The following is a 15867-nucleotide window of genomic DNA, read 5'->3' on the forward strand; positions in this document are numbered from 1 at the left end:
TTTATTCGGCCACGTGCCGCATGGACATGGGGAATTGATCTTTTCCGTAACCGCCGGTGCAGTCCGCGACCGTGGTCGCCCCTTTGCGGCAGTTGACCTTGGGCATGTCGTACGTGCTGCCGTCAGCGCACACGGCCTGACCCTGGCTGTCGATGGCCAGGCTGCCTCCCTTCATGGTAGCGCTCACTGGCCCGCTGCACTTGGTGCCGTCGGCCTGATGCACGGTGACTTCGCCCTTGCCGTCCTTGAGCTGGTACTCCAGACGCAGCGGTTTGCCGGTCCGGCGATCCTGAATACCCGCCCCGGCACGGTACTGACCGTCGAGGAACTTGGCGGCACCGTCAGCGGCGTCTGGCGGAATGCTCAGGGGAGGGCCGGGTTTTGCGGCAGCGGCGGGTTTTTCGCCCTCGGGGGATGTGATATCCGGCGGCGCGGTTTTGTTTTCGGGTGGTGTGGTTGGCGATTCGGCGGCCGGGTCTGCTGCCGGGTCTTTGGCGGGGTCTTGGGTCACGCCGGCGGGCGCTGTGTCAGCCTCGCTACCTTCGACCGCGGGCGCTTCTACTCCATGAGTGCCGGTCACGGCGGTGCCAGTTCCTGTGGTGGAGCCCACGACAGTGCCATTCACCGGAACGCCATTCAGCGTCGTGACATTGCCAGTCACTTGCGGCTCTTCCAGTTGTTTTTCCACCGGCACGATGCCCTCAGGCAACAGATCTACCGCCACCGACGGAATCGGCACGCAACCGCGCAGGCCGAGCAGCAACCACAAAAGCAGCAGCAGGAGCGGCAGCAGCAACAGCCACCACCAGCGACGCCACCATGGACGAGCAACCACCGGTACGACGGGCGCAACAACAGGCGCGGGTTCGACCTCAGGTGGCAGCGTGAACGCGGGCGGAACCTGATAGAGGCAGTGCAGGGGATCGCGAGTGCCGTTACCGGCATGCTCGAAACCCCAAAAGGTCAGCACCGGTTTGCCTTGCACCAGGTAGACGAAATTCTCATCGGGGAAATGAATGACGCGCTTGAGCAGCTTGCCGAACACGGCTTTGTCGCCTTGCTGCGGTTCGCCGGAATCAGTCACCAGGAAACGCTGGCTCAGTTCCTCGAGCGCGGTTTTCAGCGCTTCAAGTTGGCGGCGGGCAGGGGCGCGTTCTTCTTCGGTCGCACTGCTCCACGGGATCACATCACCGTCGAGGCCGCTGTACCAGTCGATCTGGTTACCGAGCTCATCGCTTTGGGGGATGGCCAGATGATCGACCAACTCAGGATTTTTGCGGCGAATGGCTTCGCGCAATTGCAAGGCAGCCCGGTAGACCGGCTGACCTGTTTCACCCAGGGCAATGAATGACCCGCTCTTACCGCTGCGTAATAATGCCCCGCGCATTCAAACTCCCTATGTTCCGTTGCGCAAAAATGACAGACAAAAGCGTCTGCGCTTGCTCCTGCAATTAGCTGGCGACCTTAATGTCATAATGATGTCGCCGTCAATTAGCGGAGGTCCAAAACCGTATGAGACTAGCGTAAGTGCGCAGAGGTTGCATGAGGTCAATTTGAATTGACGTGGGAAGGTTTGGTGGTGTGCTTTTTTAAGCTTGCTGAAACGATTCATCAGCGCTATAAAAAACCCACAACTCCAAGAAAGGCTTTCCCCATGACCCCGCTCAAATTCGCTGTCGCACTCGGCGCGCTCACCGCTGCCTCTCACGCCCTGGCCTGGGATTACGTATTGCTCGACAGCGACAAGGCTCCCCAGAATTGGCAGATCACCAGCCAACAACTCGGACTGAAAACCGACCGACCTTTTTCCGTGACCCTTCGCACCTTGCACGGCGGTCGGCAAGAGGGCGTCAGCATCGTCGACATCGATAACGGCACGATGAAACTCTCGGTGGTACCGACCCGCGGGATGAACGTCTTGCAGGCGTCGGTTGGTACTGTGCGCATGGGCTGGGATTCGCCGGTCAAGGATGTGGTCAATCCGTCCTTCATCGAACTCAACGGCCGCGGCGGCCTGGGCTGGCTCGAAGGCTTCAACGAACTGGTTGCCCGCTGCGGCTACGAATGGGTCGGCCATCCCGGCATGGACAACGGCGAACTGCTGACCCTCCATGGCCGCGCCGCCAACATCCCGGCCAGCAAAGTCACCCTGCACATCGATGAGAAACCGCCTTACGCCATCAGCCTGCGTGGCGAGCTTAAAGAACAGGCGTTCAAGAAAGTCGACTTCTCGGTGATGACCGAACTGGTCACAGAGCCCGGTAGCGTCACGTTTGCCCTCAACGACACCCTGACCAACAACGGGGATTATCCGAAGGAATACCAGGCGCTGTACCACAGCAACTTCAGCACGCCGTTCCTGGAACAGGGCGCGCGGTTTGTGGCACCGGTGAAACAGGTGTCGCCATTCAACGACAAGGCCAAAGGGGATTTGCCGGATTGGCAGACTTACCGTGCGCCGACCAAGGACTACGACGAGACGGTTTACAACGTCGTGCCCTACGGCGACGCCAAGGGCGATACGCTGACCGTGCTGCATAACAAGGCCGGGAGCCTTGGGGTGTCGGTTGGGTTTAATACTCAGCAGTTGCCAGTGTTTTCGCTGTGGAAAAACACCGATACGCAAGGGCAGGGGTATGTCACCGGATTGGAGCCAGGGACGAGTTTTTCCTACAACCGTCGGTACCAGCGGCCGCTTGGTTTGGTGCCGATGATTGGGGTTAAAGAGCAGAAGCAGTTTCAGATTCATTACAGCCTGTTGGCAGATAAAGGGGCTGTGGATAAGGCGCTGAAGCGGGTGAGCGAGATTCAGGGTGGGCGGGAGACTGAGGTGCGGCAGGTGCCATTGGTTGATCTGACCAAGGAATGACTTTCGTCAGTTTGTGCTTGGCCGATACTGCAATGCCTCCGCCAGATGTTCGCGGGTGATGCCATCGACCTGTTCAAGGTCTGCCAAAGTGCGTGCGACTTTGAGCAGTCGATGGGCTGACCTGAGTGACAAGGTCAAACGCTCGCAAGCAGTTTCCAGCCACGCCTCGTCGGTTGTGGATAACTTGCAGTGTCGACGCAGCCCTGGCAAATCAAGGAATGCGTTGGCACAGCCTTGGCGTTTGTTTTGAAGCTCCCGGGCGTCGGCGACCAGTACCGCAGCAGTGGCGGTGTCGTCACCGGGTTTGAGCGCAGGATTCAGAGCCGTGGCTTCTCGGGCGACAGTCAGGTGCAGGTCGATCCGATCCAGCAGAGGCCCCGACAATTTGTTGCGATAACGCTGGACCATGTCCGGTGTACAACTGCATTTGCCGCTGGGTTCGCCAAGATATCCACAGGGACACGGGTTCATCGCGGCCACCAGTTGAAAGCGCGCCGGAAACCTCACGCGATCCTTGGCGCGGGAAATCACGATGTGCCCGGACTCCAGCGGTTCCCTTAAAACCTCCAACACCTTGCGATCGAATTCCGGAAGTTCGTCGAGGAACAGCACGCCATGATGGGCGAGGGTGATCTCGCCGGGTTGCGGCTTCGAACCACCGCCAACCAATGCCGGGCCCGAGGCGGAGTGATGGGGCTGGCGGAATGGTCTTTGCGGCCAGTGGCTCAAGGGCACGCAACTGGTGACGGATTGAATGGCTGCGACTTCCAGCGCCTCGTTTTCGGCTAACGGGGGAAGCAGCCCCGGTAACCGACTCGCCAACAACGTTTTCCCGGTCCCCGGCGGTCCGCTAAAGAGCAGGTTATGAGCCCCGGCCGCCGCAATCAGCAATGCGCGCTTGGCCGAGATTTGCCCCTGCACTTCATTCAAGTCCGGATAGGGTTTGCTGGCGTAGAGCAAGCCATTGGAAACGTAGGGCTCGACCGGCGTATGTCCGTTGAAGTGAGCAACGGCTTCCAGCAGATGGTCCACGGCAAACACCTTTAACCCCGAGGCCAGGCACGCTTCCTCGGCGTTCGCCCGTGGCACCATCAACGAGCGTCCGGCCTTGCGTGCAGCCAGTGCAGCCGGCAACACGCCTCTCACGGCACGTACCGCGCCGGACAACGCCAGCTCTCCCAGGCATTCAATGTCATCCAGCGTCACCGTCGGCACCTGCACGCTGGCGGACAGAATCCCCAAGGCAATCGCCAGATCGAATCGGCCGCCGTCCTTTGGTAAGTCCGCAGGCGCGAGATTCAGCGTGATGCGCCGCGCCGGGAATTGCAGACCGGAGTTGATGATCGCGCTGCGTACCCGATCCTTGCTTTCCTTTACCGCCGCTTCGGGTAAACCAACCATCGTCAATGACGGCAGACCGTTGGCCAGATGAACTTCTACGGTAACGGCGGGCGCATCGACACCAATCTGGGCGCGACTGTGAACGATGGAGAGGGACATGGTCGTTCCTTGAGCTTTACGGGAACCGCTTCCTGCGGTTTTTTGAAGGGTAGTCGGGGGCGCGTGATGGCGCAGGTGCCAAATCTTCGCAGGATGTTGCGAGTGTCTTTCTGATGGGGGAAGCGTAAGGGAGTGGGGATTTACGACGTAATCAGTCGCGGGATGAGGTTGTTGTAGGACGTTGCCTGGATTGATGAAGGACGGCGGCGAAAGGGTGTGAGCGATCTTGTCTGGCTGGCAGGGCTGCTTATGATCGTCAATTGATCGCTGCCTTCGGAGAGGAAAAATGAACAGTAATGGAATGCGGCCGATTCATCCCGGTGAAATCCTCAAAGAGGAGTTTCTTGAGCCGTTAGGCATTTCAGAATCAGCGTTCGCCCATTCGTTGGACGAATGTTTGGAAACGGTAAACGAAATCGTCATGTACCAGCGTTGTGTCAGTGCCGATCTAGCGGGCAAGGTATCTCATTGCCTGAACACCACGCCCGAGTTCTGGCTGAACCTGCAAGCGACTTACGATTTGCGGGAAGCCGAAATCGAACGTGGTAGGGCTTCAAATACTTAAAGCGATTGCAACATCCGCGAAGCACGCTTCCACCACGATGCATTGATCGAGCGCTGCGGCCGTTCATGGCCCGGCAACATCTGCGGAACATCCTGCAACCGAATCCACGGCTGGTTATTCCAGTGCAGCAAACTCAACGACATCTCGGGCCAGTTCAGCAGGCTCAGGATCGGGCGTTCGGTTGCGGTGGGGTGTTGCGCGTCTCTGAGAGCTGGCACTACGTCGTGGGTCAGCCATTCGCGCAGGCCTCGGTATTCGGGGCAATAGTGGTAGACGAGCAGGGCGTAGACGCCAGATTCGCTGATTAGCAGGGTGTTTTCGAGGGTGCCGTGGATGAGAACTCGCGCAGATTGATGTTGATCAGGATCGAGTTTGCGGACGGCGTGTTCGTCGAGGAAGAGGCGCAAGAGACGGCCTAGATCACGGGCGCTAAACCAGGCTTGGTTTTCCAACAGCAGGGCGTGGAGATAGAGTTTGTGGCGGATGAAGATGTGTGGGGACAGATAAGCGTCATCGCTATTCATTGATACAGCTCCTTTTGCTAATGGGGCTGCCGGCAATCGTCGCCAAACGATTGGGGTGGCAGCTGTACGCGGGTTGGCGAACCGGAGCAAAAGGAACCCGGCAGACCCGAAGGTCTCCCACGCACAGCCGCCATGACTCGAGAGATGGTCGTCGTGCACCTTAAGCTTCCAGGTCGCCAAACCCAGTGCTGAATATTCAGCTGGGGATGAGCTTAGGAACCTGGGCTTCGCGGCGCTATCGGACGGCGGTGGTGATCTTTGTAGGACGTTGCCGAGATTGTGGCGGGGCGGAAGATCAAAAGATCGCAGCCTACGGCAGCTCCTACAGGGGGCGGTCTATCCAGTGTGGGAGGGCTGGTAGACCGAGGTGACGCTATTCGCGGGCGAGCCCGCTCCCACAGGGATTTGCAGTGTTACACGGCAGGTGGATTCAGCTTCGCTTCCAGCTCCGCCACCTTGGCTTCAAGACTCTCCAGCCGTGCCCGGGTGCGTGCGAGCACGACCATCTGGCTATCGAACTCTTCCCGGCTCACCAGATCCAGCTTGCTGAAGCCACTCTGCAACAAAGCCTTGAACTGGCTTTCGATTTCGCTTTTCGGCAATGGGGTTTCGCCGCTGAAGAGGCGTGAGGCGGTGCCGGTCAGGGCGTCGAGGAAGTCTTTGGGTGCGAGCATGGCAAATGTCCTGTCAACAATGGCGGGCAGTGTATCACGCAGTGTCTATAGTCAATTTCGGCGGGTCGTCGACGCACGCTTTTCGCGCATGCGGACGGACGGCAGCGCACTGTTGTTGTGCGTTAGTTCGCGGGTAATGGAGGGCGCCGGCTCGTGGTATTGGCCAAGGGATTGAATTCAGTGGGTTTTGGCGAGATGGCAAGCTTTCTGCTTAGTGACTATCAACCCATGCACTGATGCAGTCGCTGTGACGAATGCAGTGCGCCAGGCGAAACGGGGGAAGTGTTTCGTACGGGGTGGTTAGCTGGGGTCGGACGGGCATTCAAGGCCGACGATGCGTTACAAAGCCAGGCACTGCGCTTAGACTTGAGTCGGGTTTGTTTTCCTGGGGCAAGTCCACCAATTCGGGAGAGAGTTTTCATGAAGCTAGTCACTGCCATCATCAAGCCGTTCAAACTGGACGACGTGCGCGAGTCGCTGTCCGAGATCGGCGTGCAGGGCATTACCGTTACTGAAGTCAAAGGCTTCGGTCGGCAGAAGGGTCACACCGAGCTATATCGCGGCGCGGAATACGTGGTCGATTTTCTGCCCAAGGTGAAGATCGATGTCGCCATTGACGACAAGGATCTGGACCGGGTTATCGAGGCGATAACCAAGGCAGCCAACACCGGCAAGATCGGTGACGGCAAGATCTTCGTGGTCAATCTGGAACAGGCGATTCGCATCCGTACCGGCGAAACCGATACCGACGCGATTTAAACGCCGCCACAAACCCAACGCCCCAGGAGAAAACAATATGACTCTGCGTAAATTCGCAGGGCTAGGAGCCCTGTTGTCCCTCGTAATGCCCGGCCTGGCCTTGGCGGCAGACGAAGTGGCGGCCCCAGTCCTCAACTCTGGCGACACCGCCTGGATGATGACCTCGACAGCCCTCGTGCTGTTCATGACCATTCCCGGCCTCGCGCTGTTCTACGGCGGCATGGTTCGGTCCAAAAACATTCTTTCCGTGATGATGCAGTGCTTCGCCATTACCGGCCTGATCAGCGTCCTGTGGGTCATTTATGGCTACAGCATCGCGTTCGACACCACCGGCATGGAACAGGGCGTCATCAATTTCAACTCGTTCTTCGGTAGCCTGAACAAGGCCTTCCTCGCCGGCATCACGCCAGCCAGCCTGACGGGTCCTGCGGCGCTGTTCCCTGAGGCGGTGTTCGTTACCTTCCAGATGACCTTCGCCATCATCACTCCTGCGCTGATCGTCGGTGCCTTCGCCGAGCGGATGAAGTTCTCCGCCATGCTGATCTTCATGGGCGTGTGGTTCACCCTGGTTTACGCACCGATTGCGCACATGGTCTGGTCCGGTAACGGCGGCCTGTTGTGGGACTGGGGCGTACTCGACTTCGCCGGCGGCACCGTGGTGCACATCAACGCCGGTGTGGCCGGTCTGATTGCCTGCCTGGTACTGGGCAAGCGCAAAGGCTTCCCGACCACTCCGATGGCCCCGCACAACCTCGGTTACACCCTGATGGGCGCCGCGATGTTGTGGGTCGGCTGGTTCGGCTTCAACGCCGGTTCCGCTGCGGCGGCCAACGGTACCGCCGGCATGGCGATGCTGGTAACGCAGATCGCAACCGCCGCGGCCGCACTGGGCTGGATGTTCGCCGAGTGGATGACTCACGGCAAACCGAGTGCACTGGGTATTGCTTCGGGTGTGGTCGCCGGTCTGGTCGCCATTACGCCAGCCGCTGGCACGGTGGGCCCGATGGGCGCGCTGGTGATCGGCCTGGCAGCGGGCGTGGTGTGCTTCTTCTGCGCCACCACCCTGAAACGCAAACTCGGTTATGACGATTCCCTGGACGCCTTCGGTGTGCACGGTATCGGCGGTATCCTCGGCGCGATCCTGACCGGTGTGTTCGCTGCACCGTCGCTGGGTGGCTTCGGCACCGTCACCGACATCGCCGCACAAGTCTGGATCCAGTGCAAAGGCGTGGGCTTCACGGTGATCTACACCGCGATCGTCACCTTCATCATTCTCAAGGTCCTGGACGCTGTCATGGGCCTGCGTATCACGGAAGAAGAAGAGGCTGTCGGCATCGACCTGGCACTCCATAACGAACGCGGCTACAACTTGTAAGACGCGCATAAAAAACTTGCCCGGCTTGCCGGGCATTTTTTTGTCTGGCGTTTGTCAGTGAAGGACCTGCTGAAAGGTTTTTTCGTACACGTTCAGGGGCGTTTGCGACGGGCGTTTTTCTGCAGGCAATGGCTTACATGATTGAAGGAATATTAGGGCCTTTGTTTTTTCCCAGAGCGCGCTAGAATGCGCCCCGAACGTGCGGAGAACTGTATGTGGCAACAGACTCTGATTACCCTGCGGGCACGGCCCCGGGGCTTTCATCTGGTAACGGACGAGTTACTCGCCGGCTTGCCTGAACTCAAGGCGTGTCGGGTCGGTCTGTTGCATTTGTGGCTACAGCATACCTCGGCGTCGTTGACCATCAACGAGAACGCCGATCCGGCGGTACGTCGCGACTTCGAACGATTTTTCAATCGTCTGATCCCACAAGGAACAGACGGCTATGAGCATAACGACGAAGGCCTGGACGACCTCCCGGCGCACTTCAAGGCCAGCGTGCTTGGCTGTCAGCTCAGTTTGCCGATCTCGGCAGGCCGACTGGCGCTGGGGACCTGGCAAGGTGTTTATCTGGGCGAGCACCGTGATTTTGGCGGTGCCCGTAAAGTCCTCGCCACCGTGCACGGTGAAGAGGCATGAACCGCTGGTCACCAGCGGTTATTGAATTTTTCCGGCAACTGTCGACAGACGGTAAAGCTGGGCTATAACTAATCTGCTTTTCGCAAGAGTCATGAGGTAGAACATGAGCGACGATGATCTGGAAAACGACGACCTCGAAGTAGGCGACGACGACGAAACCGAAGAAGGTCTGGAAGCAGCGGCCGAAGACGTCGCTGAAGACGACGGTGGCGACGCGCCCGTTCCGACCGCCAAAGGCAAAGCCAAGGCAGCGGTATCGGTCGATGAGCTGCCGAGTGTCGAAGCCAAGAACAAGGAACGCGATGCTCTCGCGCGGGCCATGGAAGAGTTTTTGGCCAAGGGCGGCAAGGTGCAGGAAGTGGAGGCCAACGTGGTCGCCGATCCTCCCAAGAAGCCTGATAACAAGTACGGCAGCCGGCCTATCTAAGCGTCTGCCCTTGCTTGCTGAAAAAGCCCGCCGTCGCTGCGGGCTTTTTCGTTCTGTAGGCCGCTAAATACGAGGCTCTAATATAAACAAGGCCTCCAGCCCCACGCCTAGCCCCACACATATTGCCCGCGTGCACCTACGCCACCATCAGCGGATTTTACCAGCAGGCTTTGTACCCATGACCGGCAGAGAACGGCCAATTGCCGCCCTCTGGTCACTCATTTTGAGTAACGCTATGTGGCAACAATCGTTAAACAGTGGACCTAAATTCCGCCATCTCCATTCACTTGAAATAGGGCTTGGCGATCCTCAAGCGCGGCCTCTATCACCCCGTCAGCTAAGGGCAAACGCAATGCCAAGGTGATAGAATTACGCAATAATTTCAACGGCACTGTGCCTTCAAAAGACGTACTTATAATGCCTAAAAACAATTCAAGCCAAGCCGAAAACCTTTCAGCATCCGGGAACATTGGTCTATCGAACGCAAAGAAAGCCAAGCAGGATGAGTTTTACACACAGCTTGGCGACATCGAAAACGAGCTCAAGCACTATAAGTCGCAGCTACGTGGAAAAACGATACTCTGCAATTGTGACGATCCGTTTGAGAGCAATTTTTTCAGGTATTTCGCGCTCAACTTCAATACTCTCGGTCTCAAAAAACTCATCGCCACAAGCTATGTGAAGTCGCCCATCGTTGGTGGGCAATTGCCGCTTCTTGAAATTGAGGGATTGAAGCCCGAAGGCGCCGCACCTTACGCAATCGAAATAAATGAAGTTCCAGACCGCAATCAGCGGGGCGCAACGGACCTTGCCGACGTCGAGTATCTGCTCAAGCACGATGCCAATACTTCGCACGCGCTCCGTGGTGACAGCATCTACGGCGCAGGTGACTTCCGCAGCAGCGAGTGCGTTGACCTGTTAAAACAGGCAGACATTGTTGTTACCAATCCGCCCTTTTCCCTGTTTCGTGATTTTGTGGCGCTGATCGTTGCACACAACAAGCAATTTTTGATTCTCGGCAATCAAAACGCTATTCATTACAAAGAGATTTTTAATCTAATCAAAGATAACAAAGTTTGGCTCGGTGTTGATAACGGAGGAACGAAATGGTTTCGTGTCCCTGATGGTTACGATATTCAGACTGAATCGCGCAAGAAAATTGAGAATGGCATCAAGTATTTCAGCATGGGGAGCATCATGTGGTTTACCAACATGGACAACCCAAAGCGCCATGAAGAAATCCCTCTTTACAAGCGGTATAACCCTGCTGAATACCCAAAGTATGACAACTATGGCGCCATTGAGGTCAGCAAGTTTTTAGAAATACCCTGCGACTATGACGGCTTAATGGGTGTTCCTGACACGTTTTTGAATAGATTTAATCCTGCACAATTTGAGCTTATCGGCATACCGTTTGGCAACTTGGGCAAAGAAATTGGTGTCACAAAAAATCACCGGGGACGCACGGACATCGCGATCACAAAGGATGGTAAGTCACGTTGCCCATATTCAAGAATAATCATCAAACGGAAATTGTGATATGAAAATCGCCTTGCATAGCATCAAGGTAGCCGAGCTTATCGCTGGCTTTGAAGACAAAGCCGAAGAAGGAGTGCGAGGATACGGTGGCCGATTGAACATACGCCCACCATACCAACGTGAGTTCATCTACGGCGAAAAGCAGCGCAACGAAGTTATTAATACTGTCCGCAAAAACTTCCCACTTAATACGATGTATTGGGTGAAGTTGGGTGATGATTCCTTCGAGTTGATGGACGGTCAGCAGCGAACCATTAGCATCTGCCAATATGTACAGAATGATTTCTCGATTGAGATTGACGGAACGCCGAAGAACTTTGGCAACCTGACAGAAAATAAGCGTCAGGAGATTCTGAACTACGAGCTTTCGGTATACATGTGCGAAGGCACGGAAGACGAAAAGTTGGACTGGTTCAAAATCATTAATATCGCGGGCAAGCCACTGACCGACCAAGAACTCAGAAACGCAATTTTCACCGGCCCTTGGCTGGCTAATGCGAAACGATGGTTTTCCAAAACCGGCGCTCCTGCTGTTCAAGAGGGACGGGACAAGCTGGTGAACGGTTCGCCGATTCGGCAAGAGGTTCTGGAAACGGCACTCGACTGGATTTCCGGTGGAAAAATTGAAAACTACATGAGCGCCCACCAGCACGATAAGGATGCGCAGGAGCTATGGCAATACTGGCAATCGGTATTTGATTGGGTTAAGCGTGTATTCCCGAAACAAGACAGCGCGAGAGCAAAGCTTATGAAAGGAATGCCGTGGGGATCGTTCTACAACAAACACAAAGACGGTAAGTTCAACGCTGCTGATTTAGAGAATCGCATCATCGAACTCATCGACGACGATGAGGTGGATAGCAAGAAAGGAATTTACGAATACCTTTTGACCGGAAACACACGAACCCTAAGTCTTCGTGTGTTTGACGAAAAAATGAAACAGAAAGTCTACGCAAAACAGAAGGGCAACTGCCCAATTTGCACAAAGCACTACGATCTTCACGAAATGGAAGCTGACCATATTGTTCCGTGGAGTGCTGGAGGCAAAACCACGGAAGAAAATTGCCAGTTGCTTTGCAAGCTGGATAACAGGACAAAGAGCGGAAAATAAACAGTTAGCAACCAGTATCCGACTGCAAGTGATGTTCGTGGATGTATGCTTCTGGGGATACCGCGAAGGGCGTTTGTTCGTATTTTGGAATACGGCCCCGATGTCCGGAATGGGCAAATACCAGACAGCTAGCTTGCAGGTGTCATCAGTCAGCAACGGGTCGATTTCTGCCCTTCGCGACGGGCAGAAAACGGCCAAAATCGGACGTATGATCAGGTCCGCTTTCGATCAAAAGCGTATGCTGTTAGCACATAGCTGTAACAGAACAACTCTCATGGCAATTTCGAGCATAAAACCCGACCCAAAATAGCCTTTTATGAGTCAATTGAAATTATTGGCAGCCCCTCTAACTCCAAGATCTTGTTCAATAAAGCAACTGACTCAAATCGAAGTTCATTGAGTTTTTTTGTAACTTCTTGATCTGAAATCTCAATAACTGTAGAGTGCTCAATAATTCGCCCCGCAGCTAAAGCTTTTGTTGAAATTTCTCGTGCGCTTTGCAACTTTCTAGCTGCACTATTCAGCTCCTTTGGCTTCTCGCTCGGCACTCTTGCCTGATCAATTACTCTGCCATCCCGATCTTTTAAACACCCAGTCGTAATTGCACTTTGAGTTGCAGATAGCGCCTCAATAAAATCAGTGGCCCTATTCTCTAGGTGAAATGGTGTTCTAATGGCTGGGCGATCAAAAGCCATGGATAGAAGTCGATAGTAGTGTTCATCAGGACTATAGGTGCTGCGGTACTTCAGTACATTCTCATAGTACCTATACATAAACCCTGGATTGTCATTTAAGAAGTCAACATAATCTTCCCAAAAAATTAAGGATACAGAAAAGCCCTTTTTGTTTTCATTGATTTTTCGAACGTGCTCCTGAAGATCGGAGTCTCGTGGGGCAGTAGTGCTGATAATAAATCGTTCTAATGTTGGGATGAAACTTTTGGCTAATTTTATCTCTTTATCAATTTCATCTGTACTTAATGTATTCGAAGGGGTGTCGGCTCCCGGCTTCGTCTTCCATGCGCGCTTTTTACACTGAATACCGGTATGTTCTTTTTGTTTATAGTTATACCCGTAAACATCCACGCCTGCCTGCTCTTGACCCTGGCGTCCATTTCTCTCTGCGTAGTCATCCTGCCAATTGTGTTTGGCAAAATCTAAAGTCAAACGTTCGAAGTCCTGCCAGTACGCAGGAGGCATGATATCAACTACAAGATTGCCCATTAAATATTCCTTGAGCTTTATAAGTTAGGATGATTCGTGAGATACCATCCAATTGATATAGAAAAGAATTTTTATAGACGCGTTCCACGTGCGCGATGGTCAGGGGGCGGCATTTTTAGCTACTAAATTTTTTGTAAATATTCCTCAGCATTGGGAACAGAAATTACCTTAATTTGAGATGTTCCAAATCCAAGTGGAAATATAGGGTTACAAGGGTCAAGTTTTATAAAAAACTCTAAGAGCTCAACGCCCGAGGCAATGTATCTAGTTACAACTTCCGAAAATAACTCAGTGAGTATGTCCGCGCTATTACTAGATTTGCTGTGTATCAATTCATTTCGTATCCGCTCGAGATTTTTGAAGTCCCCCCAAAATTTTTGCTCTGTTGGAGAGCTACAAACTAATATCTCCGGTAGTATTAAAGATACTTTCTCTGACGTAGAAATCCATCGTTCTATTTGCTCTTTGCCATAGTACTCAACAACCCCTTTGCTTGTGGTTTTTTTATAAGTGTACGAATCTGGAATACTTGCGTTGCAAAATGACTCTACCGCTTTGTATGCGAACACAACAGATTTTTGAACTTCCTCAAGAAAATCATATGCAATTTTTACGTCTGATTCAAAGAGTGTCTTACGCTCAGCGGCGTGTTTATTTAGCTCCTCTCTTTTTTTATTCGCTGCAATCATGGCTTTCTTTGATATACTTAGAGAAAGTGATATCTCATTTGGGATTGCAATAGAAATCTCTTTTCCGTAAAAATTCGCTGTTACAAGCTTTTGAAAAAAAGCTGTGCTGTTGTCCTCTTGATCATGAAATCCGATAGGCTTATTGGATCTAATGTCTGGAGTTGGAATGGAGTCACTATTTTCTTTTGAGTTATCAGTGGTGTGGACGCAAACCATCATTGTATTTATTTCTAGCTCCATGCTTCCTCCAATATCTGTTAATAACATTTACTATAATAACACGCGTCTTGGTGATATCTGTTAAGCGATGCAGGTACTTTGATTTTCATTTATGATTACTTTTTTACGTCTCTTTTTCAAGACCCACGAATTTGCTAAGAAAAAGATTTTGGCTGGTGTTTGGGGGGCGATTCTGTTTGAGGGCAATCAACATCTCTCAAACAGACAGTGTGTCACCGTTAGATATGCTCCCGAAACTTCCGTCATTGGCGGTTTTCTGCCTCATGCGATGGGCAGCTTTGGGTCGGAAGTTGTCCATCACCGCAAGCATTCCTTCATCGTCGCTAATGGGCGTCCGCCAGCACCGCGCCCGCCTATCGCGGTACCGGCAGCAGCCACAAACACACCGGGTGCAAAGCCCCGTCTCAATTGGTCAACAACACCCGGCAAGCACTTCAGCATAGTCGCGCAATCCAGCTCAGGGTAATTGCCGACCCTGTGCCATCCGTCCCAGTGCAACACGTCCCAGGCCCCCCGCTTGCGGTCTTTCAAATACCGCAAACGCAGGGTTGGATATTGGTCGGAGCGCAAATAGCCAACGCTCTTATTCCGAGCAAAGCGGCGCGCAATTTCGTCAATGAACCGCGCATATTTCGTATCGCCGTGGGCGTGCAGATCGTCTTCAAGCCTCATCAGGATTACCCCGCGTCTTGATTCATAACCAAACGGCATGGAAAGACAGATGTTTAGAACTTTGGCCCGGTGCATTGGCCGTTGAGCATTTGCCCATAGCAGCGGACAGGCGGTTACGGCGACGGCAGTGCCGAACCGTGGCACTCACCGTTGACGACGGCGCCGATATACACCGAACACGGATAGCGGTTTCGCCCTGGAGCAAATCGACGGCGCCGGTCGGTTCCGGTGGCAACAGCGTCACCAGGGCCACCACCGGCGAATCCAGCGGATCATCAAGACCCGGAACCGCCCGGGCAGCTCCACCGACCAGCACCAGGAGCAACAGCAGGCAACTCAGAAGGTTTTGCATGGAATCCCCTCGGTTATCGAACAACGGCGCCGATCACCCCGGACCGGCAGCTGGCGAGCCGTCAGCCGAAAAACGTATCAGTTTGGTTCGCAGTCCTTTGATTTTCCGAGCAAATCAGGAGCTGTAAAATTTCGCAGACACACCGGAAATGTCGCACGGCGTCACAGTGCCAAACGAGCTGGCCGACCTCATCGCCCAGGCGGTGGCAGGCTCAAATAATGTGCAACCAACTGGTTAATAATGGATTTTCGATCTGTCAATTGTTGTTAACACCACTGTTGCCAATCACATGACCGGCAGCGGACGAGCCGTCAGCCGAAAAACGCAACAATTTGCTTCGCAGGCCTTTGATTTTTCGACCAAAACGGGAGCTGGGTAATTTTGCAGACCGGGCAGTCAGGGGTTGGCGGGATGAAAACTCCGAAACGAACGGATGCGCCGAAAACCGTTCCGGTCGGTAACGCCCGGGCTAGACGCGGTGCCCGGCCATCCTGTTTATCAACATAGGTGACACAACATCAATTTACCGCCCGCACCACTCAATACCTGACCAACCCACCTAAACCGCACATCTCAGCCAACACCCACCCCGCCAAAATATTTAAACAGCTCACACGCGCCACCCCGCGACATCGACATCGACATCGATCACCGACACCGATCAGCCAGCGACGAAGACGCCGTCCACGGCACCGACATCCACCGGGAT

At 54.1% G+C, this 15867-nt stretch carries 16 protein-coding genes; 8 read left to right on the plus strand and 8 right to left on the minus strand.

Annotated features, from left to right (window positions below; all coding sequences use genetic code 11):
• Position 1: 1 nt before the first annotated feature.
• Positions 2-1387, minus strand: coding sequence for an SrfA family protein (locus tag D882_RS0128585; RefSeq protein ID WP_027926386.1), 1386 nt, complete (start codon positions 1385-1387; stop codon positions 2-4).
• A gap of 267 nt (positions 1388-1654) precedes the next feature.
• On the opposite strand from D882_RS0128585, the gene D882_RS0128590 reads away from it, so the two are divergent.
• Positions 1655-2869, plus strand: a complete 1215-nt coding sequence (locus tag D882_RS0128590) for an aldose 1-epimerase family protein (RefSeq protein ID WP_027926387.1) — start codon at positions 1655-1657, stop codon at positions 2867-2869.
• Positions 2870-2875: 6 nt separating this feature from the next.
• Here the strand turns inward: D882_RS0128590 and D882_RS0128595 are convergent, their stop codons facing one another.
• On the minus strand, positions 2876-4369 hold the full coding sequence (locus D882_RS0128595; RefSeq protein WP_027926388.1) for a YifB family Mg chelatase-like AAA ATPase: 1494 nt from the start codon (positions 4367-4369) through the stop codon (positions 2876-2878).
• A 286-nt stretch (positions 4370-4655) separates the two neighbouring features.
• On the opposite strand from D882_RS0128595, the gene D882_RS0128600 reads away from it, so the two are divergent.
• Entirely contained in the window at positions 4656-4934 is a 279-nt protein-coding gene (locus D882_RS0128600; protein WP_032833699.1) for a HigA family addiction module antitoxin, read from the plus strand.
• On the opposite strand, the gene D882_RS0128605 is transcribed toward D882_RS0128600, so the two are convergent.
• Positions 4931-5458, minus strand: coding sequence for a Bro-N domain-containing protein (locus tag D882_RS0128605; RefSeq protein WP_027926390.1), 528 nt, complete (start codon positions 5456-5458; stop codon positions 4931-4933). The genes D882_RS0128600 and D882_RS0128605 overlap by 4 nt on opposite strands.
• A gap of 413 nt (positions 5459-5871) precedes the next feature.
• Positions 5872-6132 carry an accessory factor UbiK family protein gene (locus tag D882_RS0128610; protein ID WP_027926391.1) on the minus strand — a complete coding sequence of 87 codons (261 nt, stop codon included), beginning with the start codon at positions 6130-6132 and terminating at the stop codon, positions 5872-5874.
• A gap of 420 nt (positions 6133-6552) precedes the next feature.
• Here D882_RS0128610 and glnK point away from each other — a divergent pair, with 420 nt between their 5' ends.
• The 6 genes from glnK to D882_RS0128640 all read left to right on the plus strand — a co-directional run bounded on the left by glnK (position 6553) and on the right by D882_RS0128640 (position 11982).
• Positions 6553-6891, plus strand: coding sequence for a P-II family nitrogen regulator (glnK, locus tag D882_RS0128615; RefSeq protein ID WP_002555808.1), 339 nt, complete (start codon positions 6553-6555; stop codon positions 6889-6891).
• A 37-nt stretch (positions 6892-6928) separates the two neighbouring features.
• Complete coding sequence (locus tag D882_RS0128620; protein WP_027926392.1) at positions 6929-8266, plus strand: ammonium transporter; 1338 nt, start codon at positions 6929-6931, stop codon at positions 8264-8266.
• A 213-nt stretch (positions 8267-8479) separates the two neighbouring features.
• Positions 8480-8905, plus strand: a complete 426-nt coding sequence (locus tag D882_RS0128625; protein ID WP_008030499.1) for a secondary thiamine-phosphate synthase enzyme YjbQ — start codon at positions 8480-8482, stop codon at positions 8903-8905.
• Positions 8906-9008: 103 nt separating this feature from the next.
• The gene (gene sutA / locus D882_RS0128630; RefSeq protein WP_008050867.1) at positions 9009-9332 is read left to right on the plus strand and encodes a transcriptional regulator SutA; all 324 of its coding nucleotides are present in this window, start codon (positions 9009-9011) and stop codon (positions 9330-9332) included.
• Positions 9333-9749: 417 nt separating this feature from the next.
• Positions 9750-10871: an adenine-specific methyltransferase EcoRI family protein gene (locus D882_RS0128635; RefSeq protein WP_050590259.1), complete on the plus strand. Its 1122-nt coding sequence runs from the start codon at positions 9750-9752 to the stop codon at positions 10869-10871.
• A gap of 1 nt (position 10872) precedes the next feature.
• Positions 10873-11982, plus strand: a complete 1110-nt coding sequence (locus D882_RS0128640) for a DUF262 domain-containing protein (RefSeq protein ID WP_027926394.1) — start codon at positions 10873-10875, stop codon at positions 11980-11982.
• Positions 11983-12296: 314 nt separating this feature from the next.
• Here D882_RS0128640 and D882_RS1000000131715 read toward each other — a convergent pair whose 3' ends face one another.
• The 4 genes from D882_RS1000000131715 to D882_RS0128660 all read right to left on the minus strand — a co-directional run bounded on the left by D882_RS1000000131715 (position 12297) and on the right by D882_RS0128660 (position 15158).
• Complete coding sequence (locus D882_RS1000000131715; protein ID WP_027926395.1) at positions 12297-13205, minus strand: hypothetical protein; 909 nt, start codon at positions 13203-13205, stop codon at positions 12297-12299.
• Between the two features lie 122 nt (positions 13206-13327).
• Positions 13328-14134, minus strand: coding sequence for a hypothetical protein (locus D882_RS0128650; RefSeq protein WP_027926396.1), 807 nt, complete (start codon positions 14132-14134; stop codon positions 13328-13330).
• 297 nt (positions 14135-14431) lie between these two features.
• Positions 14432-14806 carry a hypothetical protein gene (locus D882_RS0128655; RefSeq protein ID WP_027926397.1) on the minus strand — a complete coding sequence of 125 codons (375 nt, stop codon included), beginning with the start codon at positions 14804-14806 and terminating at the stop codon, positions 14432-14434.
• A 22-nt stretch (positions 14807-14828) separates the two neighbouring features.
• Positions 14829-15158, minus strand: coding sequence for a hypothetical protein (locus D882_RS0128660; RefSeq protein WP_027926398.1), 330 nt, complete (start codon positions 15156-15158; stop codon positions 14829-14831).
• Positions 15159-15867: the final 709 nt, after the last annotated feature.

This window comes from Pseudomonas sp. URMO17WK12:I12 (genome assembly GCF_000514395.1).
GTDB lineage: Bacteria > Pseudomonadota > Gammaproteobacteria > Pseudomonadales > Pseudomonadaceae > Aquipseudomonas > Aquipseudomonas mucoides.